At 65.6% G+C, this 25,052-nt stretch carries 27 protein-coding genes and 1 pseudogene; 10 read left to right on the top strand and 18 right to left on the bottom strand.

Annotated elements, in window-relative coordinates:
• Positions 1–326: 326 nt before the first annotated feature.
• From VGT77_RS08990 to VGT77_RS09000, 3 genes are read right to left on the bottom strand one after another with little or no spacing between them, the layout of a single operon-like run.
• The gene (locus tag VGT77_RS08990; RefSeq protein ID WP_327461855.1) at positions 327–1,850 is read right to left on the bottom strand and encodes a PAS domain S-box protein; all 1,524 of its coding nucleotides are present in this window, start codon (positions 1,848–1,850) and stop codon (positions 327–329) included.
• Between the two features lie 21 nt (positions 1,851–1,871).
• Positions 1,872–2,045 carry a hypothetical protein gene (locus tag VGT77_RS08995; RefSeq protein ID WP_327461703.1) on the bottom strand — a complete coding sequence of 58 codons (174 nt, stop codon included), beginning with the start codon at positions 2,043–2,045 and terminating at the stop codon, positions 1,872–1,874.
• Positions 2,046–2,098: 53 nt separating this feature from the next.
• On the bottom strand, positions 2,099–2,725 hold the full coding sequence (locus VGT77_RS09000) for a DedA family protein (protein WP_327461857.1): 627 nt from the start codon (positions 2,723–2,725) through the stop codon (positions 2,099–2,101).
• A 112-nt stretch (positions 2,726–2,837) separates the two neighbouring features.
• On the opposite strand from VGT77_RS09000, the gene VGT77_RS09005 reads away from it, so the two are divergent.
• Together VGT77_RS09005 and chrA are read left to right on the top strand one after the other, a co-directional pair.
• On the top strand, positions 2,838–4,769 hold the full coding sequence (locus VGT77_RS09005; RefSeq protein WP_327461705.1) for an alkyl/aryl-sulfatase: 1,932 nt from the start codon (positions 2,838–2,840) through the stop codon (positions 4,767–4,769).
• A gap of 67 nt (positions 4,770–4,836) precedes the next feature.
• Entirely contained in the window at positions 4,837–6,177 is a 1,341-nt protein-coding gene (gene chrA, locus VGT77_RS09010; RefSeq protein WP_327461707.1) for a chromate efflux transporter, read from the top strand.
• A gap of 127 nt (positions 6,178–6,304) precedes the next feature.
• On the opposite strand, the gene VGT77_RS09015 is transcribed toward chrA, so the two are convergent.
• Positions 6,305–7,525, bottom strand: a complete 1,221-nt coding sequence (locus VGT77_RS09015; RefSeq protein WP_327461709.1) for a polyhydroxyalkanoate depolymerase — start codon at positions 7,523–7,525, stop codon at positions 6,305–6,307.
• 145 nt (positions 7,526–7,670) lie between these two features.
• On the opposite strand from VGT77_RS09015, the gene VGT77_RS09020 reads away from it, so the two are divergent.
• From VGT77_RS09020 to VGT77_RS09035, 4 genes are all read left to right on the top strand, one after another.
• Positions 7,671–9,452: an ABC transporter transmembrane domain-containing protein gene (locus tag VGT77_RS09020; RefSeq protein WP_327461711.1), complete on the top strand. Its 1,782-nt coding sequence runs from the start codon at positions 7,671–7,673 to the stop codon at positions 9,450–9,452.
• 123 nt (positions 9,453–9,575) lie between these two features.
• Complete coding sequence (locus tag VGT77_RS09025; RefSeq protein WP_327461713.1) at positions 9,576–9,998, top strand: hypothetical protein; 423 nt, start codon at positions 9,576–9,578, stop codon at positions 9,996–9,998.
• A 75-nt stretch (positions 9,999–10,073) separates the two neighbouring features.
• On the top strand, positions 10,074–11,000 hold the full coding sequence (locus VGT77_RS09030) for an SDR family NAD(P)-dependent oxidoreductase (protein ID WP_327461715.1): 927 nt from the start codon (positions 10,074–10,076) through the stop codon (positions 10,998–11,000).
• 57 nt (positions 11,001–11,057) lie between these two features.
• Positions 11,058–12,152 (top strand): hypothetical protein, encoded by a 1,095-nt coding sequence (locus VGT77_RS09035; RefSeq protein WP_327461717.1) that lies wholly within the window; start codon positions 11,058–11,060, stop codon positions 12,150–12,152.
• Between the two features lie 63 nt (positions 12,153–12,215).
• Here VGT77_RS09035 and VGT77_RS09040 read toward each other — a convergent pair whose 3' ends face one another.
• Together VGT77_RS09040 and epsC are read right to left on the bottom strand one after the other, a co-directional pair.
• The gene (locus VGT77_RS09040; protein WP_327461719.1) at positions 12,216–12,560 is read right to left on the bottom strand and encodes a DUF2794 domain-containing protein; all 345 of its coding nucleotides are present in this window, start codon (positions 12,558–12,560) and stop codon (positions 12,216–12,218) included.
• The gene (gene epsC, locus VGT77_RS09045) at positions 12,557–13,246 is read right to left on the bottom strand and encodes a serine O-acetyltransferase EpsC (protein ID WP_327461721.1); all 690 of its coding nucleotides are present in this window, start codon (positions 13,244–13,246) and stop codon (positions 12,557–12,559) included. The genes VGT77_RS09040 and epsC overlap by 4 nt, the downstream gene beginning before the upstream one ends.
• A 155-nt stretch (positions 13,247–13,401) precedes the next feature.
• On the opposite strand from epsC, the gene VGT77_RS09050 reads away from it, so the two are divergent.
• Positions 13,402–14,160, top strand: a complete 759-nt coding sequence (locus VGT77_RS09050) for a sulfite exporter TauE/SafE family protein (RefSeq protein WP_327461724.1) — start codon at positions 13,402–13,404, stop codon at positions 14,158–14,160.
• Here VGT77_RS09050 and dapE read toward each other — a convergent pair.
• Positions 14,142–15,266, bottom strand: a complete 1,125-nt coding sequence (gene dapE, locus VGT77_RS09055) for a succinyl-diaminopimelate desuccinylase (protein WP_327461726.1) — start codon at positions 15,264–15,266, stop codon at positions 14,142–14,144. The genes VGT77_RS09050 and dapE overlap by 19 nt on opposite strands.
• Before the next feature lie 112 nt (positions 15,267–15,378).
• Between dapE and VGT77_RS09060 the strand changes: the two genes are divergently transcribed.
• Entirely contained in the window at positions 15,379–15,831 is a 453-nt protein-coding gene (locus VGT77_RS09060; protein ID WP_327461728.1) for a cupin domain-containing protein, read from the top strand.
• Here the strand turns inward: VGT77_RS09060 and VGT77_RS09065 are convergent.
• The 7 genes and pseudogenes from VGT77_RS09065 to VGT77_RS09095 all read right to left on the bottom strand — a co-directional run bounded on the left by VGT77_RS09065 (position 15,822) and on the right by VGT77_RS09095 (position 20,246).
• The gene (locus VGT77_RS09065; protein ID WP_327461730.1) at positions 15,822–16,490 is read right to left on the bottom strand and encodes a glutathione S-transferase family protein; all 669 of its coding nucleotides are present in this window, start codon (positions 16,488–16,490) and stop codon (positions 15,822–15,824) included. The two genes, VGT77_RS09060 and VGT77_RS09065, sit on opposite strands and share 10 nt — an antisense overlap.
• A 148-nt stretch (positions 16,491–16,638) precedes the next feature.
• On the bottom strand, positions 16,639–17,259 hold the full coding sequence (gene yihA / locus VGT77_RS09070; protein WP_327461859.1) for a ribosome biogenesis GTP-binding protein YihA/YsxC: 621 nt from the start codon (positions 17,257–17,259) through the stop codon (positions 16,639–16,641).
• A gap of 119 nt (positions 17,260–17,378) precedes the next feature.
• The gene (yidC, locus tag VGT77_RS09075) at positions 17,379–19,100 is read right to left on the bottom strand and encodes a membrane protein insertase YidC (protein ID WP_327461732.1); all 1,722 of its coding nucleotides are present in this window, start codon (positions 19,098–19,100) and stop codon (positions 17,379–17,381) included.
• Between the two features lie 9 nt (positions 19,101–19,109).
• Positions 19,110–19,319 carry a membrane protein insertion efficiency factor YidD gene (gene yidD, locus VGT77_RS09080; protein ID WP_327461734.1) on the bottom strand — a complete coding sequence of 70 codons (210 nt, stop codon included), beginning with the start codon at positions 19,317–19,319 and terminating at the stop codon, positions 19,110–19,112.
• A 2-nt stretch (positions 19,320–19,321) separates the two neighbouring features.
• Positions 19,322–19,708, bottom strand: a pseudogene (gene rnpA / locus VGT77_RS09085) (ribonuclease P protein component); the annotation flags it as partial.
• Between the two features lie 14 nt (positions 19,709–19,722).
• Positions 19,723–19,857 carry a 50S ribosomal protein L34 gene (rpmH, locus tag VGT77_RS09090; protein ID WP_046348096.1) on the bottom strand — a complete coding sequence of 45 codons (135 nt, stop codon included), beginning with the start codon at positions 19,855–19,857 and terminating at the stop codon, positions 19,723–19,725.
• A 68-nt stretch (positions 19,858–19,925) separates the two neighbouring features.
• Positions 19,926–20,246 carry a hypothetical protein gene (locus VGT77_RS09095; protein ID WP_327461736.1) on the bottom strand — a complete coding sequence of 107 codons (321 nt, stop codon included), beginning with the start codon at positions 20,244–20,246 and terminating at the stop codon, positions 19,926–19,928.
• A 116-nt stretch (positions 20,247–20,362) separates the two neighbouring features.
• On the opposite strand from VGT77_RS09095, the gene VGT77_RS09100 reads away from it, so the two are divergent.
• On the top strand, positions 20,363–21,871 hold the full coding sequence (locus VGT77_RS09100) for a YifB family Mg chelatase-like AAA ATPase (RefSeq protein WP_327461738.1): 1,509 nt from the start codon (positions 20,363–20,365) through the stop codon (positions 21,869–21,871).
• A 111-nt stretch (positions 21,872–21,982) separates the two neighbouring features.
• On the opposite strand, the gene VGT77_RS09105 is transcribed toward VGT77_RS09100, so the two are convergent.
• The gene (locus tag VGT77_RS09105) at positions 21,983–22,504 is read right to left on the bottom strand and encodes a carboxymuconolactone decarboxylase family protein (RefSeq protein ID WP_327461740.1); all 522 of its coding nucleotides are present in this window, start codon (positions 22,502–22,504) and stop codon (positions 21,983–21,985) included.
• A gap of 160 nt (positions 22,505–22,664) precedes the next feature.
• Entirely contained in the window at positions 22,665–23,210 is a 546-nt protein-coding gene (locus tag VGT77_RS09110; RefSeq protein ID WP_327461742.1) for a peroxiredoxin, read from the bottom strand.
• 132 nt (positions 23,211–23,342) lie between these two features.
• Here VGT77_RS09110 and VGT77_RS09115 point away from each other — a divergent pair, with 132 nt between their 5' ends.
• A complete protein-coding gene (locus VGT77_RS09115) occupies positions 23,343–24,245 on the top strand; it encodes a hydrogen peroxide-inducible genes activator (protein ID WP_327461744.1) in 903 nt (300 codons plus the stop codon).
• A 115-nt stretch (positions 24,246–24,360) separates the two neighbouring features.
• Here VGT77_RS09115 and VGT77_RS09120 read toward each other — a convergent pair whose 3' ends face one another.
• Both VGT77_RS09120 and moaD read right to left on the bottom strand, forming a co-directional pair.
• On the bottom strand, positions 24,361–24,801 hold the full coding sequence (locus VGT77_RS09120) for a molybdenum cofactor biosynthesis protein MoaE (RefSeq protein WP_327461746.1): 441 nt from the start codon (positions 24,799–24,801) through the stop codon (positions 24,361–24,363).
• Entirely contained in the window at positions 24,798–25,052 is a 255-nt protein-coding gene (gene moaD / locus VGT77_RS09125) for a molybdopterin converting factor subunit 1 (RefSeq protein ID WP_327461748.1), read from the bottom strand. The genes VGT77_RS09120 and moaD overlap by 4 nt, the downstream gene beginning before the upstream one ends.

Below are 25,052 nucleotides of genomic sequence, written 5' to 3' on the forward strand. Positions count from 1 at the left end.
GGGGGGGGGGGAGTTCATCAACATTCCATTGCGAGAGACGTTCCGGAGGATACCGTCGCAAGTTGCTCCATTTTGCTCGGTTGTCGTGTGCCGAGCGATTGAGAAGCGCGGGTTGCACGGGACGGTCCGTCAAAAAACCATCGGGCGCGGTTCGCGCTCATCCGACATCCGTTTCCGGGGTGAGGGCCTATCGGTCGGCGCCGCTTCACGCGCTGGTTGAAGGCCACTCCCCGGCCACTCTACATTCGGCGGGGCGACCGTGGAGGAAGCCTTCCAGCACATGGCGGGGAGGGAGATTATCTATGGCGCTAACTCATCCGCTTGGTTCAAGAGCTGGCTGGGGACTCGTGACCGGACGCGATCGGCAAGGTGAAGCGGATGGTCGTTCCCTGCCCGGCCTTGCTGTCGTTCCAGATCGTGCCGCCATGCGCCTCGATGATCATGCGGCTGATCGACAGGCCTATGCCCATTCCGTCTTTGCGCGTCGTGAAGAAGGGGTCGAACATCCGCTCGGCGGCTTCGGCGGGGATGCCGCGGCCAGTGTCGCATATAGCGACCTCGCAATAGCCGGGCTTCTCCTGGCCGATGCTGATCCGGATCTCGCGCCTGGGCTGGTCCTTGAGCGCCTCGACCGCGTTGCGCAGCAGATTGACCACCACCTGCTGGATCTGGACCCGGTCTACCATGACGGTGCACCTCGCGTTTGCAGACAGACGGTGAGTGACGCCCCGCATCGGCGCGTCGATCAGGGCCAGGCGGCAGGCTTCCTCCACCAGCTCTGCCAGATCCTCGGCCTGGCACTCGACCGTGCCGCGCTGGACGAATTCGCGCATGCGGCGGACGATGTCTCCGGCGCGCACAATGCCGCGATCGGCGTCCTCCATCGCTTCCGCAATCGCGTCCCGATTGTCGCCTGCAAGCGTCGGAAGGAGCTGTTTGCATCCCCGCACATAATGGGCGACAGCGGTCAGCGGCTGGTTCAAGTCATGCGCAATGACGGACGCCATGGCGCCCATCGCACTCAGCCGCGACACATGCGACAGCTCTGCTTGAGCGCGCCGGCTCGCTTCGTCGGCCAGGCGGTGCTCGTGCACGTCTTCGAGCGTGCCGTACCAGCTCGCCGCCCCGGCCACCACGTCGGTCCGTTTCGTTGTCCTTGCCCGGCACCAGCGGTAATCGCCGCCTGCGAAACGGAGCCGATAATCGATCTCCAGCCGGTCGCCGGAGCGCACCGCGCGCTGCCAGGTTGCATCTACTTCAGGGGCGTCGTCAGGATGTACGAAGCCGACCCAGCCCTCGCCGAGTCCCGCTTCCACGGGCGTTCCCGTCCATTCGGTCCAGCGCTGACCGATCGTGAGCAGGCTGCCGTCCTCGTCAGCGATCCAGGGAATGAAGCTGCCCAGCTCGACCACATACCGGTAAAGTTCTTCGCTTCTCCGCAGTTGTTCCTGCGCAGTCTCCAATTCCCTCATCGCCCGCCGCTCGGCCGTCACGTCGCGGGCAAAGCCGAGCAGGAGCATGTCGCCGTCATCGGCCTCTGTCCTGACCACGCCGAGTTCGACCGGAAACTCGCTCCCGTCGGCGCGGCAGGCGGTTACGTCCACACGCGACACGAACTCACCTTCGCCGGGTTCCTGCGCCAGCTGAACGAGCCTGGCCGTCGCTAACTTTCGGTGACGGGCGGGGATGATAAGATCGGCGAAGTTTCTTCCCATCGCCTCCTTGTCTGTCCAGCCGAAGATGGTGGTGGCCCAGCGATTCCAGCCTCGGACCGTGCCAGCCCGATCGACCACGACGACGCCGTCCAGCGACGTCTGGAGAATGGCGTTCAGGCTTGCCCAAAAAGGCAGCTTGGCTCTCCTCTGCTGAGTTCAGGCCTGGCCGGTCGCGTCCTGCTTTTCGCGCGCCGCCTTGTCGCCAAGATCGTGCGGGCCTCCGGCCGGCATGCCGCTGACCGGCTCCGATACGTTCAAGTCGCTGCTCTGGGCGCCGGCGCCCACCGAGTTGAGTTCCTCATTTTCCTGCTGCTCGCGCGTGCGGTCCATCTCCGGTCCTCCTTGCCGGCACTCACGTCCGGGAGGGCAGATGGTTCCGGCCTTTAGCGTGCGCGGCGCTTCCAGCGGGTCCAGAGGAACCAGGCGACGAATGCCACGCCCGCCAGCACGATGATCGCGTCGAAACGGTGGAACCAGGCCTTCACTCGTGGATCGTTGTTCCATGCCTCGCCCAGCACCATGCCGATCCAGGCAAGGCCGAAGCAGAACGGCCAGGAGCCGATGAAAGTGTAGATGTGGAACTGCGGCAGCGGCATGCGCGCGATGCCGGCGGGAAAGGCGATGAAGGAGCGCACGATCGGCAGCATGCGCGCGATCAGCACCGCCGCGCTGCCGAACCGGGCGAAGAAGCGCTCCGCCAACTCAAGGTCATAGGTGTCGAGCAGGACATATTTGCCCCATTTGACGATTGCCGCCCGGCCGCCGCGCTTGCCGAGCTCATAGGCCGGGATGGAGCCGACATTGCAGCCGAACGCACCCGCGGTGGCGACCCAGTAGAGGTTCATCTCGCCGGTCGAGACCAGATAGCCGCCGAACGGCATGATGATCTCGGACGGAAGCGGAATGCAGGCGCTCTCGATCGCCATCAGGATGACGATCCCCCAATAGCCCCCCCAGCTGATCACCGCGATGATGTAATAGGCCAGAAAGGCGATGATCGCCTCGATCATGTGCGAGATGGCTTCCATGGCGCGGGCCCCTAGCGGCTTTGTTCAGCGCTGTCAGGGTTTGACGCTGCCGCGCCCCTCTGAAACATTCGCGGCCGGAAAAGGGGGAGCGGTCATGCGGACCATCATGCTTGCGATGCTGCTGGCGGCGGGCAGCGCATCGGCTCAGGATGCGCCGACGAAAGCGACGCGCGAGGCGAATGCGACGCTCGCCCGGCAGCTCGACTTTGCCGACCGGCAGGATTTCGACTTTGCCGAGCGCGGTTTCATTGCCAGCTTCGCCGACCCGGTGATCCGCGATGGGAAAGGCGCAGTGGTGCGCGACCTCCGGTCGATCGAGTTCCTCAAGGGCGAAGCGCCGGATACGGTCAATCCCAGCCTGTGGCGCAATGCGCAGCTGACTGCACGGCACGGCCTGTTCAAGGTTTCGAATGACATCTGGCAGGTGCGCGGGCTCGACCTGTCGAACCTGACCGTGATCCGCGGTCGGTCCGGCTGGATTATCGTCGATCCACTGACCACGGCGGAGATCGCCCGTGCCGCCATGGCGCTGGTGACGAAGCATCTCGGCGCGCGGCCGGTCAGCGCCGTCATCTACACGCACAGCCATGTCGATCATTTCGGCGGCGTGCGCGGCGTGGTCGACGAAGCGGACATGAGGGCCGGCAAGGTCGCCATCTATGCGCCCGCGGGCTTCCTGGAGCATGCTCTCAGCGAGAACGTGATCGCCGGCCCCGCAATGAGCACCCGCGCCCGTTACATGTTCGGCAACAATCTCGCGACCGGTCCCGCGGGGCATATCGGCACCGGCATCGGCGCGCGCCAGGCCGGCGGCGCCATCACGCTGATCCCGCCAACGCGCGAGATCGCGAGCGACGAGACACTGGAAATCGACGGCGTCCGCTTCGAGTTCCAGCTGACGCCCGGCACCGAGGCCCCGGCGGAGATGAACTTCTACCTGCCCGAGCTCAAGGCCTTGTGCATGGCAGAGAATCTCAACGGCGCGCTCCACAATGTGCTGACGCCGCGCGGCGCTTTGGTCCGCGACGCGAAAGCCTGGGCGGAGTATCTGAGCGAGGCGCGGCGGCGGTTCGGGGGCCGGGCGGAAGTGGTGTTCACGCCGCATTTCTGGCCGCGCTGGGGCAGCGCCACCATCACGGACGCCATGGAGCGGCATCGCGACGCCTATAAGTTCATCCACGATCAGACCGTGCGGCTGATGAACAAGGGTCATAACGGCGTCGAGATTGGCAACATGCTGGAACTGCCGCCGGAGCTCGGCCGCGCCTGGTTCAACCGAGGCCATTACGGCACGGTCAGCTTCAACGCGCGCGCCGTCTACCAACGCTATATGGGCCATTATGACGGCAATCCGGTGAGTCTGGACCCGCTGCCCGCGCCTGACCTCGCCAAGCGCTATGTGGCGGCGCTGGGCGGGTCGCAGCGGGTGCTGCAGCTTGGGCGCGAGGCCAATGCCGCCGGCGATCACCGATGGGCTGCGGAGCTGCTCGGCCGCCTTGTCATGGCCGAGCCCACCTCCGAGGCGCGCGCCGCTCTGGCTTCTGCGCTGGAACAGCTCGGCTACCGGGCGGAGAGCGCCCCATGGCGGAATATCTACCTTTCGGGCGCACAGGACCTCCGCGGACGTCCGCACGCCAAGGAGGCGGAGCGCGGAGCATCGGAGCTCGCGCGCGGCATGCCGCTCTCGTCGCTGCTGGACGTGCTGGCGGTGCGGCTCGATCCTGCCAAGGCGCAGGGCGTCACTCTGGCGGTGGCCTTCGCCGATCCGACCACGGGAGAGCGCCGCCTCGTTCGGGTGGCGCGATCGGTGCTCACCCATGAGCGGAGCGACGCCGCGGCCGCAGCCACGCTGACCGGTTCGGTGCCGACCATCCTCGCCCTTCTCACCCGCGCCCGCACGCCGATGGAGCTGGTCGGCTCTGGAGCGCTGAAGATCGACGGCGACAGCGCAGCGCTGCAACGCTTCGCCGGCCTGTTCGAAGCACCGCCCGAGACCTTCCCGCTGGTGCTGCCGCGGCCGCAATAGCGGCAATGTTGTGCCGTTCAGAAAAACTGCGGCGACGCCGGGAGCGCGGCCGCTAGTCTGAAGACCGATGAGCGGTGCACCGGATCACGGCATCAGTTTCGGGGAGGCTCTGCGCGTGTGGACGCGCATTGCCTTGCTCAGCTTCGGCGGCCCCGCCGGCCAGATCGCCTTGATGCACCGCGTGCTCGTCGAGGAGAAGCGCTGGATCGGCGAGGAGCGCTTTCTGCACGCGCTGAACTTCTGCATGCTGCTGCCCGGGCCAGAGGCGCAGCAGCTGGCAATCTATATCGGATGGCTCCTGCATCGGGTGAAAGGCGGCATCGTTGCCGGTACCCTCTTCGTGCTGCCGGGAGCGTTGGCGGTGCTGACGCTCAGCTCGGTCTATGTCCTTTATGCAGGCGTAGGGCCAGTCGCAGCCCTGTTCTTCGGCCTGAAAGCGGCCGTGGTCGCGATCGTCTTTCAGGCAGTGGTGCGGATCGGCAAGCGCGCCTTGCGGAGCCGTGCCCAGCAGGCGCTTGCAGCCGCGGCGTTCCTGGCGCTGTTCGTCTTCGGCCTGCCCTTCCCGCTCGTCGTGCTGGCGGCGGGCTTGATCGGCTTTTTCGCAGGACGCTCCGGCAGCCTAGCTTTCGCTGCGGGCGGGCATGGCAGCGCGGGACCGGGCCTGCCGGATCACGAAAGCGCACTTGGGACCGAACTGCCCGCCCATGCGCACGGGCACCGCACCTTGGGCGTCGCCGCGCTGCTGTTGGCGCTGTGGCTGGCACCGGTCGCACTGCTGGCCGTCGCCGCACCGCGAGTGTTCGGCGACATTGCCATCTTCTTCTCGCAAATGGCGGTGGTGACGTTCGGCGGCGCCTATGCGGTGCTCGCCTATGTTGCGCAGGCGGCGGTCGATCAGTTCGGCTGGCTGCGGCCGAACGAGATGCTGGACGGACTGGGGCTCGCAGAGACGACGCCCGGACCGCTTATCATCGTCACGCAATTTGTCGGCTTTCTCGCCGCCTATCGCAATGCCGGGCTCCTGGATCCCTTGCTCGCTGGGACGCTCGGCGCATTGCTGACCACTTGGGTGACGTTCCTGCCCTGCTTCGTCTGGATCTTCGCCGGCGCGCCCTATGTCGAGCGGCTGCGCGCCAACCGCGCCCTCGCCTCCGCTCTGTCGGCGATCACCGCGGCCGTTGTCGGCGTCGTGCTGAACCTCGCCCTCTGGTTCGTGCTCCATTACTGGTTCGGAAGGCTGATGCCTGGTCCATTCGCATTGGAACTGCCCGACTGGCGCAGCCTCGACTGGCGCGCAGCGGCGTTGTCCATCGCAGCGCTGATAGCCGCCTTCAGGCTGAACGTCGGGGTCTTGCCGCTGCTTGGTTTGTGCGGAAGCGCGGGAGTCCTGCTTTCGATGGCGAGCTAGCGCAGAACGCAACTTCCTCCTCGTCATTCCCGCGAAAGCGGGAACCCAGAGTCGCGCACGAGAAGGAAGAAGAAGATGGATCCCCGCTTTCGCGGGGATGACGACGGGAACTCAGCCAGCAGGCACTTTACGCCGCGTGCTGCGCGATCCAGTCCTCGACCACGGGCGCAATGCGGTCGCGCCATTTGCTGCCGTTGAAAATGCCGTAATGGCCGACGCCTTCCGCCAGCAGATACTTCTTCTCGGCCTTTGGCAGCTTGGTGGCGAGCTTCAGCGCCGCCTTGGTCTGGCCGATACCGGAAATATCGTCGCGCTCGCCCTCGATGGCGAGCAGGCCGATATCGGTGATGGCGGCCGGGTCGACGCGCACGCCGCGATGCACCCACTCGCCCTTGGGCAGGGCGTGGCGTTGGAACACCAGATCGATCGTCTGCAGGTAGAACTCGGCCGTCATGTCGCAGACCGAACGATATTCGTCGTAGAACTCCTTGGTGCGGTCCGCGCTCTCGCCATCGCCCTGGACCAGATGCTTGAACATCTCCCAATGGCTCATCAGGTGATCGCCCAGGTTCATCGACATGAAACCTGCGAGCTGCAGGAAACCCGGGTAAACCTTTCGCCCTGCCCCCGGATAGCTGAACGGGACCGTCGCGATTACATTCTGCTGGAACCACGCGTGCGGCCGCTGAGTGGCGAGCGTGTTCACTGCCGTCGGCGCCTCGCGCGTGTCCACGGGCCCGCCCATCATCGTCAGCGTCCTCGGCCGGCACGGATGCTTGCCCGCCGACATCAGGCAGGCCGCGACATAGCAGGGAACGGAGGGTTGGCAGACGGCAAGCATGTGCGCGCCCGGCCCGATCGCTTCCAGGAACTCGATCAGATAATCGACATAGTCGTCCAGGTCGAAGCTGCCCTCTTCTAACGGTACCAGCTTCGCGTCGCGCCAATCGGTGATGTAGACGTCATGCCGCGGCAGCATTCGTTCCACGGTGCCGCGCAGCAGGGTCGCATAATGGCCGGACATGGGCGCGACGATCAGCAGCTTCTGCCCGCCCTCGACCCCTTCGCGGCGGAAGCGCTTCAACTGACCGAACGGCTTGCGAAGGACGATCTCCTCCTCGACCAGCACCTTGCGGCCCTCGACCGTCGTCGAGGTCAGGCCGAACTCCGGCTTGCCACGCGGCGCAGCCGCATGCGCGAACACCTCGAGCGCCGACGCGATCAGCGGTCCGCCACCGAAATAGGCCATGGGATTAGCGGGGTTGTTGAGAAATCCGGCGCTGGCATTCGCAAAAGCGCTCGCCCCGGCCAGCCAAGATTTTTGAAGTTCGTACGCGTCGTATAGCATCGGCGTTCCTATATAGCGCCCACCCCTGAACGCTTGGGGCTGGGTTTGGCTCAATCGGTTTCGTTACGCAACGGCCATGACAGCGTTGGCGGAAGGGCGCGGCCCAGGTTGAGACACGCGGTGCCCCCTGCTAACCGGCGCTGCCATGGCTGAGACCAAGACCGCCGAACCGATCAGCCGCAAGCTCGGCCATCTTGCCACCGTATGGCGCTTTGCCCTCCGCTATCCGGGTCAGATCGCTGCGGCGCTGACAGCGCTCGTCATCTCGTCGGGGGCAACGATAGCGATTCCCTATGGCTTCAAGCGCGTGATCGACCGCGGCTTTGCGTCAGACGGCGATCCTGCGGCGGTTTCCGCGTCTTTTTACTATCTGCTGATGATCGTCGGCGTCCTCGCAGTAGCGACCGCCTTTCGCTTCTATTTCGTCTCCTGGATCGGCGAACGGGTGGTCGGAGATATTCGCCGCGCGGTACACGCGAACCTCGTCCGCCTGGCGCCCCGCTTCTTCGAAGAGAACCGCCCGTCCGAGATCGCGTCGCGCATGACCAGCGACACCGCTGTCATCGAACAGATCGTCGGCACGACGGTCTCGGTGGCGCTGCGCAACACCTTCACTGGCATCGGCGGCATCATTTACCTCTTCATCCTGTCGCCAAAGCTTGCCGGGTTCCTGATGATCGGCATCCCGATGGTGGTGGTGCCGATCGTCGTGCTGGGCCGCCGGGTGAAGCAATTCTCCCGCGCCAGCCAGGACCGCATTGCCGATGTCGGGGCCATGGTTTCCGAGACGCTCGGCGCGATGAAAATCGTCCAGGCCTTCGGCCAGGAAGAGCGGGAGAAGAGCCGCTTCGCCGCAGCCGTTGAGGCGACGTTCGGCACCGCCAAGCGCCGCATCTTCATTCGTGCGATCATGACCGCGATCGTGATCGCGCTGATCTTCGGGTCGATTACGCTGGTGCTCAAGGAAGGCGTCACGGACGTCGCCGCAGGCCGGATCAGCGGCGGTTCGATTGCCGCCTTCGTGCTGACCGGGGGCCTAGTCGCCGGAGCGTTCGGGGCGCTGACCGAGGTCTATGGCGACCTGCTGCGGGGCGCGGGCGCGGCGGGCCGTCTCGCCGAACTGCTGGCCGAACAGCCCGAGATCACCGCGCCCGCGAAGCCGTTGCAGCTGCCGACCCCGCCGCAGGGCCGGCTCTCGTTCGAAAATGTGACTTTCCGCTACCCGACACGGCCGGACGCAAGCGCACTGCACGATTTCTCGCTGGACGTGCGGCCGGGCGAGACGGTGGCGGTGGTGGGGCCTTCGGGTGCGGGCAAGTCGACCCTGCTCCAGCTCGCCCAGCGCTTCTACGACCCGCAAATGGGCACCGTCCGCATCGACGGCGTCGATCTGCGCAAGGCGGACCCCGCCGAAGTGCGCGCGCGCCTGGCCATGGTGCCGCAGGAAACGGTGATCTTCGCTGCCTCCGCGCGTGACAATCTCCGCTATGGGCGGTGGGAAGCGACCGACGAAGAGCTATGGGCCGCGGCCGAAGCGGCCAATGCCGCCGCTTTTCTGAAGGCGCTGCCGAACGGCCTCGACACCTTTATGGGCGAAGGCGGCGCACGTCTGTCTGGCGGGCAGCGGCAGCGGCTTGCGATTGCCCGCGCGATCCTGCGCGATGCGCCGATCCTGCTGCTGGACGAGGCGACGAGCGCGCTCGACGCCGAGTCCGAGCGGCTGGTCCAGGATGCGCTGGAGCGCCTGATGGTCGATCGCACGACGATCGTCATCGCCCACCGACTCGCCACCGTGCGCGCCGCCGATCGCATCATCGTCATGGATGAGGGGCGGATAGCAGAGCAGGGCAATCACGAGAGCCTGAGCGCGGCGGGTGGCCTCTATGCACGGCTGGCCCGCCTTCAGTTCGAAGGACTTGCCGCCTAGAATCTTAGCCAAGGCTGGAAACGAGTCTCCGCCTGCATCGTTACACCCCCGCGCGCTTTGCGCTTCGGGCACGGGGCTTTGAAGCGCACGGGGCTGTAAGGCCCGTGCGCAACGGAGGAGACGATGATGAAGACGATTCTTTTGAGCACTGCGCTGATGATCAGCGGCGTTGCCTATGCGCAGGCCGATCCGCGCGACGCCGGCCAGCCGGTCGGATCGGGCAATGTGATGCAGCCCGGATCGTCCATGGGCGACCGCGACTCCCTGCCGCAGGGAACCACCACGGGCACCACGACAACGACGACCACGGACATGTCGACCGGCTCGACGATGAGCACCGACACGACCGCCACCACCGGCGCGACCACCATGGGCACCACCGGTTCGGGCACCGTCATGGTTCAGCAGGGCGGCAACATGACCGCGCCGCCGACCCCGCGCGACAGCTATCCGCGCTGCTCGCGCACCATCACCGACAATTGCGTACAGGATGAAAGCCGCGCGTCCGACCGCCGCGGCGGTCCGCCGGCGCGTCGCCGCCGCTAATCCGTAGCGGACTTGCGGGCTTGCCCGCTTCAAGAGCAAAGAGCCTCCCGAACCATTTCGGGAGGCTCTTTTCGCATGACCATCAGCTTCAAGGACCGCGTCGCGATCGTCACCGGCGCCGGCGGCGGGCTCGGCCGCGCGTATGCGCTGGAGCTTGCCCGGCGCGGCGCCAAGGTCGTCGTCAACGATCTGGGCGGCGCGCGGGACGGCACGGGTCATTCGGACGCCGCGCTCAAGGTTGTCGAGGAGATCGAGGCGGCCGGCGGCGAGGCGATGTCGAATGGCGGCAGCGTCACCGAATATGCCCAAATGGTCGAGATGGTTGCCAAGGCCAAGGAACGCTGGGGCGGCGTCCATGTGCTGATCAACAATGCAGGCGTGCTGCGCGACAAGAGCTTCGCGAAGATGGAGCCCGAGGATTTCCGCTTCGTTGTCGACGTGCACCTGAACGGATCGGCCAACTGCACCAAGGCGGTGTGGGACACGATGCGCGAGCAGGCTTATGGCCGCATCCTGATGACCGCCTCGTCGACCGGGCTCTACGGCAATTTCGGCCAGGCCAATTACGGCGCAGCCAAGCTCGGACTCGCCGGGCTGACCAAGACGCTCTACCTGGAGGGCGCGAAATATAATGTTCGCGTGAACACCATCGCGCCGGTCGCCGGCACGCGGATGACCGAGGACCTGTTTCCGCCCGAGGCGTTCGCCGCCTTCGCGCCGGAGAATGTCGTGCCCGCCGCCCTTTATCTCGTGAGCGAAGACGCGCCGACGAATATGATCATCGGCGCCGGAGCGGGCGGCTTTCACGCCGCTTATGTGACGATGACGCAGGGCAAATATCTACCCGAAGGCGAGCGCACGCCGGAGGGCGTCGCGGCGCATTGGGCCGAGATCATTGACCGCACGGGCGAAACGGTGCCGGAGTCCGGCCGCGAACAGTCGATCGGCATCTTTCAGATGATGCAGCGCGCCGGCGTGGCAGGACCGGGCTCCACCCGCTGAAGCAGTGTGTTGCTACACTGATACACTTCTGCTAGATCGGCCCGAGGGAGGATGCCGATGTATAGCGATAATGATCTCGAACGTGCCGTCGCCGCGGGTGCCTTGACGCCGGAAGCGGCCGGCGCGCTCCGGCGCTTCGTCGCCGAGCAGTCAGTGGGACCCGTCGCCGACGAGGAGCAATTCCGCCTGATCAGCGGGTTTAACGACATCTTCGTCGCCATCGCCAGCGCGCTGCTGCTGACCGCGCTCGCCTGGATCGGCTACGAGATCGGTCCGCGGATTCCCAATGGACCGTCGCTGATGTCGGGCTTGCTCGTCGCCGCAGCCGCCTGGGGACTGGCGGAGTTCTTCACCCGTCGCCGGCGCATGGCGTTGCCGAGCATCTTATTGCTGCTCGCCTTTGCCGGCGGCGTGCTGTTCACCGCGATGGTGGCGCTCGTCTTTGCAGTGGGTGAAGCCACCATCGACCAGAGCCCAAGCACCGCCGCCTTTCTGTTCGCCATCGCCGCCGCCATCGCAGGCATTGCCACCTGGGCGCATTGGCGGCGCTTTCGCGTGCCGATCACCATCGCCGCCGGTGCGGCCGCCGCGGGCGGCGTGGTCCTTGCTCTGATCGCTTCGGCGGTGAGCGAGGCGCCGGCGTTCCGCGATATCATGTTCGCCGGCATGTTCGTGCTCGGCCTTGCCGTCTTTGCCTTTGCCATGCGGTGGGACGCATCGGACCGCGAACGGACCACCCGCCGCTCCGACGTCGCCTTCTGGCTGCACCTGCTGGCTGCGCCGCTGATCGTGCACCCGGTTTTTCATGCGCTCGGCGTGCTGGACAACAATGTGTCGATGGGCAGCGCGATCGTCGTGGTGCTGCTTTACATCGTTCTCGCGATCGTCGCCCTCGCAGTCGACCGGCGGGCGCTGATGGTCTCGGCGCTGGCTTATGTGCTCTACGCGCTCAGCGCCTTGTTCCGCGAACTCGGTGCCGTCGGCCTCAACGTGGCGCTCACCGCGCTGGTGATCGGCTCGGCGCTGCTGCTGCTTTCCGCCTTCTGGCACAATGCGCGAGCTTTGATCGTGGAGCGGCTGCCATACCGGCTGGCGAACAAAGTTCCGCCGGCGCATGAGACAGGGCTGGCCGTTCAAGCTCAAACCGCCTGAACCCCGTTCGCTTCGAGCGAAGTCGAGGAGCGTATCTCGACTTCGCTCGATACGAACGGATGGTTACTCTTCCACCACCTTCAGCAGCCGCCGTTCAACTGGGGCCAGCACTGGCCCAAGCTCATGGCCGCGCTTGAGCACCGAGCCGCTCTCGGCGATCAACGCCCATTGCCCCTGCCGGGCGCGCAGCGCCGGACGTTTCTCGATCCGAAACTCCGGCCGTTCGGCGGTGCGGCGGAAGGCCGAGAAGATCGCGGCGTCGCGTCCGAGATCAATCGCATAGTCCCGCCACATTCCCGCTGCGACCATGCGCCCATAGAGATCGAGGATGCGCGTCAGTTCCGGCCGCTCGAACCCGACCTGCCCGACACCGCGCTGCCATACCGGAAAAGGGTGGATATTGCTCATCCGAACAGGTCTTGACGCTCCACGCTTTCCTTCCGCTCCGCAATGAGCGCGTTGATGCGCGCCTGCAGCCGGTCGATCTCGCCCTTCATGCTCTCCAGCCGCTGCCCGGCGGGGTCGCACAGATCGGAGCAGACCGTGCCATACGGCATGAAGTCCTGCTTCTGCTCGGCGTCCATCAGCGTCGGCTTAGCCGGAATGCCGACCATCACCGCGCCTTCGGGCACGTCCTTGGTGACCACCGCGTTGGCGCCGACCCGCGCCCCCTTGCCGACCGTGATCGGCCCCAGCACCTGGGCACCCGAACCGACGATCACGCCATCCTCGAGCGTCGGGTGGCGCTTGCCCGCGACGCCGTTCGCCGGATTGGTGCCGCCGAGGGTGACGCACTGGTAGATGGTCACATTGTCTCCGATCTCGGCGGTCTCGCCAATCACGGTGAAGCCATGATCAATGAACAGGTTGCGTCCGATCTTCGCGCCCGGATGGATGTCGATCGCGGTCAGGAAGCGGGACAGGTGGTTGACGAAGCGTGCCAGGAAGAACAGCTCGCCTTCGAACAGCCAATGCGCGACGCGGTGAAGCGCCACGGCAAGCACGCCCGGATAGAGCAGGATTTCCCAGCGGGTCCGGGGAGCCGGGTCGCGCGCGCGGATCGAATCCAGATACGCGAACACTCTACTGGCCATTCGTCCCTCCCTTTCGGCCAACCTATTTAGGGAACGGATCGACGCAATGCCAGCTTATGCGGCTCGGGCTATGCGAGCCCCAAGTGCAACTGTTCTTGCCGAACGTCCGATATGGCCGCAGACGGCAATCAACTCTCAAGGGGGCGGCGTACCGGATGATCGAAGGGCTGGATCTGCAGACGATCCTGATATTCGTCGCGATCGGCTTTACCGCGCAGATCGTCGACGGCGCCCTCGGCATGGCCTTCGGGCAGATTTCAAGCACGCTGCTGATCTCGACCGGCGTTCCGCCTGCGGCGGCGTCGGCGGGGGTCCATACGGCGGAGACCTTCACCACCGCTGTGTCCGGCATCAGCCATGTGCTGCACGGCAATGTCGATTGGCGGCTGTTCATGCGCCTGGCCGTGCCCGGCGTGATCGGCGGGGTGCTTGGCGCCTATGTGCTGACCCAGATCGACGCGAACACTGCCCGTCCCTTCGTGCTCGCCTATCTGACCAGCCTGGGCATCTATCTCTTCTACCGCGGGGTGATGCATCGGCATACCGAGCGTGAGCCCAAGTTCGTCTCGCCGCTTGGCCTGATCGGCGGCTTTCTCGACGCGGGCGGCGGCGGCGGCTGGGGTGCGATCGTGACGTCCAACCTGCTCGTCCAGGGAAGCAGCCCGCGCAAGACGATCGGCACGGTCAACACGGCCGAGTTCTTCCTGACTGTGACCATTTCCGCCACGTTCATCGCGACGCTGGGTTGGGAAGCCTTCACCGCGGCGACCATGGGCCTGCTGGTCGGCGGCGTGATCGCGGCACCGTTCGGCGCCATCATCGCCAAGCGGGTGAACCCGGACCTGCTGCTCACCTTCGTCGGCGCGCTGGTGACGCTGACCAGCCTCTACGGCCTCTACCGCGCGCTGACCTGAACCCGCCTGAGAATGTCAGCGTAGATCTCGGCGAGCAGTTCCAAATCGCTGACCGCCACCGCTTCGTCCAGCTTGTGCATGGTCGCATTAGGCAGTCCGAACTCCACCACGGGGCACAGCTTCGACAGGAAACGCGCGTCCGAAGTGCCGCCGCTGGTGGAGAGTTCCGGAGTGATGCCGGTCTTCTCCTGAATGGCCGCAGAGACGAGCTCCGAAAGTTCGCCCGGTGCGGTCAGGAACGCCTCGCCGGAGACGACCGGGCGGACGATCGCGCTGGGCGCCTCGGCAAGCACCATCTCGGCGATGCGCGCCACCAGCTCGTCGCCGCGATGCAGGTCGTTGAAGCGGATGCTGAGCCGGGCCTTTGCCCTTGCCGGGATGACGTTGGTGGCCGGATTGCCGACTTCCAGATCGGTGATCTCGATGTTGGACGGCTGGAACCAGTCGGTACCGCGGTCCAGCTCGATCGCATCGATGGCGCCCAGGGCGCGCACGAGCTTGGGCACCGGATTGTCGGCAAGATGCGGATAGGCGACATGGCCTTGGGTGCCGGGCACCTCGATCCAGATATTGACCGAACCACGACGGCCGATCTTGATCGTGTCGCCCAGCCGCGCCACCGAGGTCGGCTCTCCGACGAGGCACAGGTCCGGCTTCAGCCCGTGCTGCGCCATCCGGCCAATCAGCGCACGGGTGCCGAAGATGGCCGGGCCTTCCTCGTCGCCGGTGATGATGAGACTGATCGTGCCGTGCTGTTGCTCGACACGATCCAGTGCTGCAACGAAGGCGGCGAGCGCGCCTTTCATATCGACCGCGCCGCGACCGTAGAGCAATTCGCCGCGGACTTCGGGAGTGAATGGATCGGCGGACCAGCCCTCTCCCGGCGGCACGACATCGACATGGCCGGCAAAGGCAAAATGCGGCGCGCCCTCACCGCGCCAGGCGAGCAGGTTCTCGACCGGTCCATCCGGTGCTTCCCCAGCGGTGAAGCGGTCGACCTGAAAGCCACGCGCCGTCAGCACGGCTTCAAGCGCGTCGAATACGGCTCCGCGCGCGGGCGTGATGCTGGGGCACGCGATCAGTTGCTTGGCGAGTTCAAGAACCATCCCCCTCTCTATTCGTCATTCCCGCGAACGCGGGAACCCACCTTCTTTCCTTTTCGTGGCAATCAGGGGAAACTGAGTCCCGGCTTCCGTGGGGATGACGAAAGGGTGGTGAATGCCCAAGCTCAACCTCGACCAAATCTCGCAAACGAACGCTACCGGATACCCACCCGACTATGCCGATAAGGTGCAGGGCCGCTGGTACCGGCGCCTTGCGCCCGCGTCCGGCATCAGCGACTTCGGCGCCAGCCATGTCGTGCTGAAGCCCGGCGCCTGGTCGTCCCAGCGCCACTGGCACGAAGATGAGGACGAGCTAGTTGTGATGCTCTCGGGCGAGGCGGTGCTAGTCGACGATAGCGGCCGCACACCGATGCGCCCCGGCGACGTCGCGGCCTTTCCGAAGGGCGATGGCAATGGCCATGTGCTGATCAACGAAAGCGAGAGCGACTGCGTTTTCGTGGCTATCGGCCGCCCCGCGGCCAGCGACTGCCATTATCCCGATATCGACATGCACCTGTTCAATGGCGAGGGGTTCAAGCGGAAGGATGGCTCCTCCTTCTACACCTGAACCGGCTGCTCGAACTTCTCGATCGTCCATTCCTCATGCTGCGCCGCCTCGATCCATTCGCGGACGCAGGGATGGGTGTAGAGCGCCTCGACATAGGTGGCGGCGAAGCCTGGCAGCGGCACGGAATAGGTGACGAAGCGGGTGGCCACCGGCGCGAACATGATGTCGGCCGCACAATAGTCGCCGAACAGGAATTTGCCGGTGCCACCATAGCGCGCTCGGGCCTGCGCCCAGAGGCTCAGTACGCGGCCGATCTCCTGCAGCACCTCCGGCTTCAGCTCGGGCGTCGAGAATTGCTTGCGGACGTTCATCGGCATCTCGCGGCGTAGATGCTGGTAGCTCGAGTGCATTTCCGCCGCCATCGACCGCGCCATGGCTCGCGCCGCTTCGTCCTCCGGCCAGAACCGGTCCCGCCCCACCTTGTCGGCGAGCCAGTCGACGATGGCGAGGGAGTCCCAGACGACGACTTCGTCTTCCCACAGGATCGGCACCTTACCCTGGCTGGGAGCGAACTCGTCGCCTTCGCGCAGGCGGTTCCATTCCTCGTTGTAGAGCGGAACGGTCACTTCCTCGAACGGCAGGCCGGATTGCTTGACGGCCAGCCAGCCGCGCATCGACCAGCTGCTATAGGCCTTGTTGCCGATGAAGAGCTTGAGCATGGAACCGCCCTAGCCGGGTGGGCACGAAAGTCGCAACCACCCTCCCGTCATCCTGAACTTGTTTCAGGATAAGCTATCGGGCGATCGGAGCGAGACGTCGGCCACGAGTTGGAACCGCCCTTATCCCGAAACAAGTTCGGGATGACGATCAAACGGTAACGCTCTCCAACACCGCGGCGCGCAGTTCGGGGATGCCCATCCCCTTCTCGCTCGACGTGGCGATCACGTCGGGATGCGCGGCGGGGTGTTTGCGGGCTTCGGCGGCGGTCGCGTCGCTTACCTTGGCGAGGTCGGTCGCCTTCACCTTGTCCGCCTTGGTCAGCACGAGCCGATAGCTGACCGCCGCCTTGTCCAGCATCGCCATCAGCTCGCGGTCGACATCCTTCAGGCCATGACGGCTATCGACCAGCACCAGCACGCGCTTCAGCACCGCGCGGCCGCGCAAGAAATCATTGATTAGATGGTGCCACTTGCGGATCATGTCCTTGGGCGCCTTGGCAAAGCCATAGCCGGGCATGTCCACCAGCCGCAGCACCAGCGGCTCGCCGACATCGAAGAAGTTCAACTCCTGCGTACGGCCCGGCGTGTTGGAGGTGCGCGCCAGGCTGTTGCGGCCGGTAAGCGCGTTCAAGAGCGACGACTTGCCGACGTTCGAGCGGCCGGCAAACGCCACCTCCGGCGCATCCATGTCGGGCAGAAACTTTAGCTCCGGCGCCGACTTCAGGAACGCGATCGGGCCCGCGAACAGCTTGCGGGCGGCCTCGACCAGCTCACTCTTTCCGTTCGTGTCGAGCGCAGTCGAGACACCCTCTCGAGCATCGGCGAGAGCCTCGCTCCGCTCGGCAGGGTCCCTCGACTTCGCTCGGGACGAACGGGGCTGTTCGGGCGTCAAGACGTTATCGGTCCTGGCTGGCTCTTGAGCGCTGGATAGCGGCTGTAGAGCCATTTCTGCTGCGCGATCGCCAGAATGTTCGAGACAGTCCAGTAAAGCTGCAGGCCGGCCGCGAATGGCGCCATGATGAACATGAACACCCAGGGCATTATCGAGAAAACCTGCTGCTGCACCGGGTCCATCTGCGCAGGATTGAGCTTGAACTGGATGTACATGGTGACGCCAAGCAGGATCGGCAGCACGCCCAGCGCCAGGAAAGAGGGCGGCGTGAAGTTGAGCAGGCCGAACAGGTTGACCGGCGTCATGGGGTCCGGCGCCGAGAGATCCTTGATCCACAGCGCGAACGGCTGGTGCCGCATCTCGATCGTCAGGATCAGCACCTTGTAGAGCGCGTAGAAGATCGGGATCTGGATCAGGATCGGCAGGCAGCCGGCGAGCGGATTGACCTTCTCCTTCCGATACAGCTCCAGCATTTCCTGCTGCAGCTTCTGTTTGTCGTCCTTGTGCCGCTCCTGCAGCGCCTTCACCTTGGGCTGGAGCACGCGCATCGCCGCCATCGACGCGAATTGCCGCTGCGCGATCGGGTACATGATCAAGCGGACGATCACCGTCAGCAGGATGATGGCGACGCCGAAATTGCCGACCGCACGGAACAGCCAGTCCAGCAGGGAGAAGATCGGCCGTTCAAACCAGGCGAACCAGCCCCAATCGATGGCCTTATCAAACTGGGCGATGTTCAGATCGCGCTCATAGGATTGGAGCACGCCGACTTCCTTGGCGCCGGAAAAAAGCCGCGTCGTGCTGGTCACTGCCTTGCCGGGCGCGAGCACCGACTGATCGGCCGGCGTGAAGGCGGCGAGATAGGTCTTGTCGCCGATCGTGCGGAAGGAGGCGCTGACCCGGGCATTGGCAGCAGGGGCGAGCGCAGTCAGCCAATATTTGTCGGTGAAGCCGAGCCAGCCGCCTGTCGAGGTAAAGCTGCGCCCTACTGCGCCCGCCTCGTCGAGATCGGGATAATTGACGTCGTAATTGGCCACGCCATCGAACACGCCCATCGGGCCGATATGCACGGTCCAGCTATCCGGCTCCTTGGGGATGCCGGTGTGCTTTACCAGCGAGAAGGGCCGCACGGCGATCGGGCCGCTGCCGCTATTGGCGACGCTCTGTTCGGCCGTGATCATGTAATTGGCGTCGATCGACAGCCGAATGTGGAAGGTCTGGCCGGTGCCGTTAGCCCAGCTGAGAGTCACCGGCCGGTTGACGCCAAGCAACTGCCCATCCGCCTGCCAGACCGTGTCGTTGCCGGGCATCGGCGCGCCTTCGCCCGACCAGCCGAACTGGGCGTAAACCGGGTTCGGCCCGCCCTCGGGCGAAAGCAGGCGGATTGGCGGCGAGTTCTTCGCGATCGTCTCGCGGTGCCGCTTCAGCACCAGATCGTCGATGCGCGCGCCGGTCAGATTGATCGAACCGGCAAGGGCGGGCGTGTCGATCCGCACCCGCGGCGTCTCGCGCAGCACCAGCTCGCGATTGCGAACCGTCGCCGGTGCGCTGGACGCCGGATTGGCGCCGGGCTGCGGCACCGGCACCGGCTTGCCGTCCACCACCTTAGTCGCCGGCGGATTGGCAGTCGGGAAGAATCGATCGGACAGCGCGCTCCAGCCGAACAGCACGATGGCCGAAAGCACGATCGCAAGGATCATGTTGCGCTGATTTTCCAACTCTAACTCCTAGGGTACCGGATCGTAGCCGCGGCCGCCGAACGGATGGCACCGGGCAAGGCGCTTGACCGCCAGCCAGCCGCCCCGCGCCGCGCCATAGCGCTCCACCGCCTCGATTGCATAGGCCGAACATGTGGGGGTGTAGCGGCACGAGGGCGGCAGCATGGCGGATGGGTAACGCTGCCACAAGCGCGCGAGGGCGATGAACAGCCTCCTCATCGTCATTCCCGCGAAAGCGGGAACCCAGCCTTTGGCCCGGATCCCGAAGAAGAAGCTGGGTCCCTGCTTTCGCGGGGATGACGATCGGAGAGTTTCCGCAGCGCCTTGACCAACTCCGCCCGCAGCAATGCGAATTCGCGTTCAACCCCGCCCGCGCGCCCGATCAGCACGTGATCGGCGCCGGCGATGCCCAGCTCCGGTAACAGCTCAGCGGCGAGCGCGCGGAAGCGTCGCTTCATCCGGTTGCGCACGACCGCGCCGCCGATCTTCTTGGTCACAGTATAGCCGACACGCATCTGGGCGTTGTCGTCGCCACGCGGGCGCACCAGCAGGACGAAGCCGGGCATCGGCGCCCGCTTGCCCGCGTTCGCCGCGAGAAAGTCCGCGCGGCGAGTGAGAGTGGTTAGGCCGACAGCACCTTGCGGCCGCGGTTGCGGCGCGCCGCGATCACCTTGCGGCCGCCGACCGTCGCCATGCGCGCGCGGAACCCGTGACGCCGCTTGCGCACCAGGTTGCTCGGCTGAAACGTGCGCTTCATCGCTCATTCCTCAAAATCTGAACAAAAAAGGGCCGCCAACGAAGGGCGGCCTGACTGTTGAAGCGCGGTTAGGGGTGGCGGGAGAAAAAGTCAACAAAGGAGCGAGCTCTTGCTTTGAATCCACGCACTGAGGGCTTGAGTTCCGCAGGCCGCGCCCGGCCGCGCGGTGCGCTCGGGCGGCGCAAGACGCGATCGATCAGCCGGCCGTGCCGCGGAAAGCGTCGCGAATAGCGCGTGTACAGCCGCTTTACCCAATTCGAGTTCTTCAGCAGCAGCGCCAGCCCACCGGCGAAGATGAAAATGCCGCCCGGGCCGGGCAGCACACCGACCATCGGCGTAATCACCAGGACCATGACCCAGCCCGTCCCGAGATAGACGATACGCAACACGGAATCGGGGGGCGCCTTCACAACCGCGCAAATGGGGCGCGGCGCCGCCCCGCGCAAGCGGGCCGCTCGACAATCCCGACGCGCTGCGGCTATCTGACTGAACAGGGGGAGGAAACATGGTCGCCATCGTGGCGACGGCCGCGTATCTGGGGCTCGAAGCGCGCGCCGTCGAAGTTCAGGTTCAGGTTGCGGCCGGCATGCCGGGCTTCGTCGTGGTCGGGTTGCCGGATAAGGCCGTGGCCGAAAGCCGTGAGCGCGTCCGCGCGGCGATAGCGTCCCTCGGTCTGTCGCTGCCGCCCAAGCGGATCACTGTGAACCTGTCGCCTGCCGACCTGCCCAAGGAAGGCTCGCACTACGACCTGCCGATCGCGCTGGGCCTGCTCGCCGCCATGGGCGTGGTGGATGCGGAGTCGCTGAGCCAGTTCGTCGCGGTCGGCGAACTCGGGTTGGACGGCCGGGTAGCGCCCTCGCCAGGTGTCCTGCTCGCCGCGCTGCATGCCGCGGAGCGTCAGTTGGGTCTTATCTGTCCCGCCGCGCAGGGCAGCGAAGCGGCGTGGGCAGGGTCGATCGAGGTCGTCGCCACGCCGGACCTGCTCGCCCTGCTCAATCACCTGCGCGGCACCGCCGTGCTGCGCGCGCCGGAGCCGGGCGACGCGGCTGAGCCCAGCCGCGGTCCGGACCTCGCGCAGGTGAAGGGCCAGGAGACTGCCAAGCGCGCCCTCGAGATCGCAGCGGCCGGTGGTCACAATTTACTAATGGTCGGACCCCCGGGCGCGGGGAAGTCGCTGATGGCCGCCTGCCTGCCTGGCATCCTGCCCGAGCTTACCCCGGCCGAAGCGCTCGAGACCTCGATGGTGGCGAGCGTCGCCGGCACGCTGGAGGGCGGCCGCATCTCCCGCACCCGGCCATTCCGGGCGCCGCACCATAGCGCGTCTATGGCGGCTTTGGTCGGCGGCGGCATTCGCGCCAAGCCGGGCGAAGTCAGCCTCGCACATCTGGGCGTGCTGTTCCTGGACGAACTGCCGGAGTTTCAGCGCGCCGTGCTCGACTCGTTGCGACAGCCGCTCGAGACCGGCAATGTCAGCGTGGCGCGGGCAAATGCGCACGTCACCTTTCCCGCGCGGGTGCAACTCGTCGCAGCGATGAACCCGTGCCGCTGCGGCCACCTCGGCGACCCCGCCCTCGCCTGCGCCCGCGCGCCGCGTTGCGCGGCGGACTATCAGGCGAAGGTCAGCGGGCCATCGTTGGACCGTATCGATCTTCACGTCGAAGTTGCGGCGGTCAGTGCCGCCGACTTGGTGCTGCCGCCGCCGACCGAAGGTTCACGCGAAGTGTCGGAACGTGTGCGCGCCGCCAGAGAGGTCCAAACGGCACGCTATGCCGGGCTTGGCGTCCGCACCAATGCAGAGGCGGACGGGCCGGTGCTGGAGGCGGTCGCCACGCCCGATGAGCCCGGCCGCAAGCTGCTGGCACAGGCGGCTGAAGCAATGCGGCTGTCAGCGCGGGGCTATACCCGCATTCAACGTGTGGCCCGCACCATCGCCGACCTGGCCGGCGCCGAGACGGTCGGTCGCGTGCACATTGCAGAGGCGCTGAGTTACCGAAGGCAGGCGCCGCGGAACTAGATGAGGCACAAAAGCCCGTTCGGGCTGAGCTTGTCGAAGCCTTCCCTTTCTTCAGGGCCAGAAAGAACAAGGAAGGCCTTCGACAAGCTCAGGCCGAACGGAGTTTTGACGCTAGTTCAGCGCGCTGTGCACCGTCGCGACGGCTGTCATCACTGCGCCAATGCGCGCGCCGGCCTGGATGATTTCGGCGCTCACACCGTGCTGCTTCAGCACCTTTTCGTGGCTGTCGATGCACATGCCGCAGCCATTCTGCGCCGAGACGGCAAGGCTGAACAGCTCGAAGTCCGCCTTGTCGATGCCGGGATTGCCGATCACGTTCATGCGCAGCTTGGCTGGCATGGTTCGGTATTCCGGGTTCGAGGCGAGGTGGGTGAAGCGGTAATAGACATTGTTCATCGCCATCACCGCAGCCGCGGCGCGCGCCGCATTGGCTGCTTCGGCCGATAGCTTGCCTTCGATCTCCGCCTCGGCAGCTGCGACCAACGGACGATAGCCGGTGCCATGCGCGGTCGCGAGGATGAGGCCATATTTGCGCTGGTCGCCGAGCAGCTGATCGTTGAGGATCGAGCTAACGTTCAGTCGCAGATCCTTGGCGAAATCGGGGAGCGTGTCCGCGAATTCCTTGAGGGACATGGATGTTCTCCGGGCGTGAAAGACTGTTCCCCGGCGAAGGCCGGGGTCCAGGAGTCATTCGGTGAGGGCTGGGCCCCGGCCTTCGCCGGGGAACAAGTGCTATGGCTTGGTGGGCGCGGGACCGAAGGGAGGGGCGATCCCGCGCCCAGAGCGCCGCGTGTTAGGCGGCAACCGGCTGAAGGACTTCCTCGCCCTTCGTCCAGTTACAGGGGCAGAGCTCGTCGGTCTGCAGCGCGTCGAGCACCCGCAGCGTCTCCTGCGGATTGCGGCCGACGTTCAGGCCGTTGACGGTCACGTGCTGGATGACGTTGTCCGGATCGACGATGAAGGTCGCGCGGAAGGCGACATGCTCATTGCGGTCCAGAATGCCGAGTTCCGACGCCAGCTTCGCGCCGTTGTCGGCAATCCACGGGAAGTCGGCCTGGGCCAGTTCCTCGTCCGACCGGCGCCACGCGAAGTGGACGTGCGCTGTGTCGGTCGAAGCGCCGATCAGCTCGGCATCGCGGTCGGCGAACTCGTCCTTCAGCTTGCCATAGCCGACGATCTCGGTCGGGCAGACGAAGGTGAAATCCTTCGGCCAGTAGAACAGGATTTTCCACTTGCCGTTGGTCTGGCCGAGATCGATCGTCTCGCCGGCAGGAAGCGCGGAGGTGCCCTGCTGCACGGGCAGGGTGAGAGCGGGAAGCTTGTCGCCAACAGTCAGCATGTTCGTGCGTGTCCTCTTTGGTTTAGAATGGCGGAGCCGAGGGGAGTCCCTCGCTGCGATGCAGCATATAGGAAGCTGGTTTTTAGTGAACAAGTAGATTATTTGGAGATTATTGATCGACTGAGGCAATGGATGACGACCACCTACCTGCCGACCCTCAAGCAGCTTCAGTATCTCGTCGCGCTGCACGACTATGGCCATTTCGGCCGGGCAGCGGACGCCTGCTTTGTCACTCAGTCGACCCTCTCCGCGGGCCTGCGGGAATTAGAGTCACTGATCGGAATCGTGCTGGTCGAACGCACCAGGCGCGTGGTGCGCTTCACGCCGGTGGGCGAGAAGATCGCGGGGAAAGCACGTCGCGTCTTGCGCGAAGCCGAGGAGCTCGCCGACCTCGCCCGCGCCGCCGGCAAGCCGCTGTCGGGCGACCTGCGGATGAGCGTGATCCCCACGATCGCGCCCTTCCTCCTGCCTCGCCTCCTCCCCTTTATCCGGCAGGAACGCCCGGAGCTGAAGCTCTATCTGCGCGAGGAGACGAGCGCCGCCGCCTGTGAATCGCTGAACCGCGGCGGCGCAGACTGCGTGCTGCTCGCCCTTCCCTATGCCTGTGGCGAGGTCGAGCATGAGGAACTGTTCGACGACCAGCTGATGGTGGCTTTCCCCAAGGGAGAGAAGGAGCTGCCAGCGCATATCGGCGCGGATGCAATCGAGCCGGACCAGCTGCTGCTGCTGGAAGACGGGCATTGCCTGCGCGATCATGCGCTCGCCGCCTGCAACCGGCCGGAGCTGCGCGCCCAGGCGACGATGCTGGGTACGTCGCTCCACACCTTGGTGCAGATGGTCGACAATGGGCTGGGCGTCACGATGCTGCCTGAAATGGCGCTCGACGCCGGCATTCTCGACCACACCAACGTCGTCGCGCGCCCGCTCGAAGGCGATAACACCGCCCGGCAGATCGCTCTCATCTGGCGCAAGAACAGCCCGCGGGAGAAGGACTTCAGGCTGCTTGCGGACCTGCTGCGCAAGGCCGCGGGCTAATGTATGACGTCATCCCGAACTTGGTTCGGGATAAAGCTTCCGGTGCTCTGAGGCGGGGATTACTCCCGGCTTTCCGCTACTCAACCCTTATCCCGAAACAAGTTCGGGATGACGTTCAGGGTGACCATCGACTCGCAGCCGCTTCGTCACTCTCCCGCGCTTCGACCCAGTTCGCCTGCCCGACTCGGCTCTCGCTTTTCCAGAACGGCGCGTCGGTTTTCAGCCGGTCGATCATGAAGGCGCAGGCGTCGAGCGCATCGCGGCGGTGCGGCGCGCAGGCGGCGGCGAGGACGATCCGTTCGCCCGGCTGCATCGGCCCGACACGGTGAATGATCGTGGCACCCAGCAGCGACCAGCGTGCGCTCGCCTGCTCCGCGATCCCGCGCAGCGCGGTCTCTGTCATGACGGGATAATGTTCCAGCGTCAGCTGCTCGACATCGCCATCCGCCCGCACCAGCCCGACGAAGCTCGCCACCGCACCCCCGCCAAGCGCCTCAAGCGGCGCCAGTGCTTCGTCCAGCGCAAAGGGCGCCTGCTGGACCGAGACCGAAATCATCCGCCGGTCACCGGAGGGAAGAAGGCGATCTCTCCCGCTCCTTTGATCGGCGCGTCCCACCCGGCAAAGCTCTGGTCTATGGCTCCGCGCAGCCGCGACAAATCTGCGAACGCCTGCCGATGACCCTCGCTGCGGCCCCGCAGCCAGGACGCGACCTCGCCCAGCGTGCTCAACTCGTCAGGCAAGTCGATCCGCTCTTCGCTCGTGCCGACAAGCTCCCTGACCCAGGCGAAATAGAGGATCGTCGCCAC

The sequence above is a fragment of the Sphingomonas sp. genome, assembly GCF_035944535.1.
Lineage (GTDB): Bacteria > Pseudomonadota > Alphaproteobacteria > Sphingomonadales > Sphingomonadaceae > Sphingomonas_B.

Coding starts and splice junctions, on each gene's coding strand:
- VGT77_RS08995 (WP_327461703.1), bottom strand. CDS start 2,045: ATGGACCGCACGCGCGAGCAGCAGGAAAATGAGGAACTCAACTCGGTG.
- VGT77_RS09000 (WP_327461857.1), bottom strand. CDS start 2,725: ATGATCGAGGCGATCATCGCCTTTCTGGCCTATTACATCATCGCGGTG.
- VGT77_RS09005 (WP_327461705.1), top strand. CDS start 2,838: ATGCGGACCATCATGCTTGCGATGCTGCTGGCGGCGGGCAGCGCATCG.
- chrA (WP_327461707.1), top strand. CDS start 4,837: ATGAGCGGTGCACCGGATCACGGCATCAGTTTCGGGGAGGCTCTGCGC.
- VGT77_RS09015 (WP_327461709.1), bottom strand. CDS start 7,525: ATGCTATACGACGCGTACGAACTTCAAAAATCTTGGCTGGCCGGGGCG.
- VGT77_RS09020 (WP_327461711.1), top strand. CDS start 7,671: ATGGCTGAGACCAAGACCGCCGAACCGATCAGCCGCAAGCTCGGCCAT.
- VGT77_RS09025 (WP_327461713.1), top strand. CDS start 9,576: ATGATGAAGACGATTCTTTTGAGCACTGCGCTGATGATCAGCGGCGTT.
- VGT77_RS09030 (WP_327461715.1), top strand. CDS start 10,074: ATGACCATCAGCTTCAAGGACCGCGTCGCGATCGTCACCGGCGCCGGC.
- VGT77_RS09035 (WP_327461717.1), top strand. CDS start 11,058: ATGTATAGCGATAATGATCTCGAACGTGCCGTCGCCGCGGGTGCCTTG.
- VGT77_RS09040 (WP_327461719.1), bottom strand. CDS start 12,560: ATGAGCAATATCCACCCTTTTCCGGTATGGCAGCGCGGTGTCGGGCAG.
- epsC (WP_327461721.1), bottom strand. CDS start 13,246: ATGGCCAGTAGAGTGTTCGCGTATCTGGATTCGATCCGCGCGCGCGAC.
- VGT77_RS09050 (WP_327461724.1), top strand. CDS start 13,402: ATGATCGAAGGGCTGGATCTGCAGACGATCCTGATATTCGTCGCGATC.
- dapE (WP_327461726.1), bottom strand. CDS start 15,266: ATGGTTCTTGAACTCGCCAAGCAACTGATCGCGTGCCCCAGCATCACG.
- VGT77_RS09060 (WP_327461728.1), top strand. CDS start 15,379: ATGCCCAAGCTCAACCTCGACCAAATCTCGCAAACGAACGCTACCGGA.
- VGT77_RS09065 (WP_327461730.1), bottom strand. CDS start 16,490: ATGCTCAAGCTCTTCATCGGCAACAAGGCCTATAGCAGCTGGTCGATG.
- yidD (WP_327461734.1), bottom strand. CDS start 19,319: ATGAGGAGGCTGTTCATCGCCCTCGCGCGCTTGTGGCAGCGTTACCCA.
- rpmH (WP_046348096.1), bottom strand. CDS start 19,857: ATGAAGCGCACGTTTCAGCCGAGCAACCTGGTGCGCAAGCGGCGTCAC.
- VGT77_RS09100 (WP_327461738.1), top strand. CDS start 20,363: ATGGTCGCCATCGTGGCGACGGCCGCGTATCTGGGGCTCGAAGCGCGC.
- VGT77_RS09105 (WP_327461740.1), bottom strand. CDS start 22,504: ATGTCCCTCAAGGAATTCGCGGACACGCTCCCCGATTTCGCCAAGGAT.
- VGT77_RS09110 (WP_327461742.1), bottom strand. CDS start 23,210: ATGCTGACTGTTGGCGACAAGCTTCCCGCTCTCACCCTGCCCGTGCAG.
- VGT77_RS09115 (WP_327461744.1), top strand. CDS start 23,343: ATGACGACCACCTACCTGCCGACCCTCAAGCAGCTTCAGTATCTCGTC.
- VGT77_RS09120 (WP_327461746.1), bottom strand. CDS start 24,801: ATGATTTCGGTCTCGGTCCAGCAGGCGCCCTTTGCGCTGGACGAAGCA.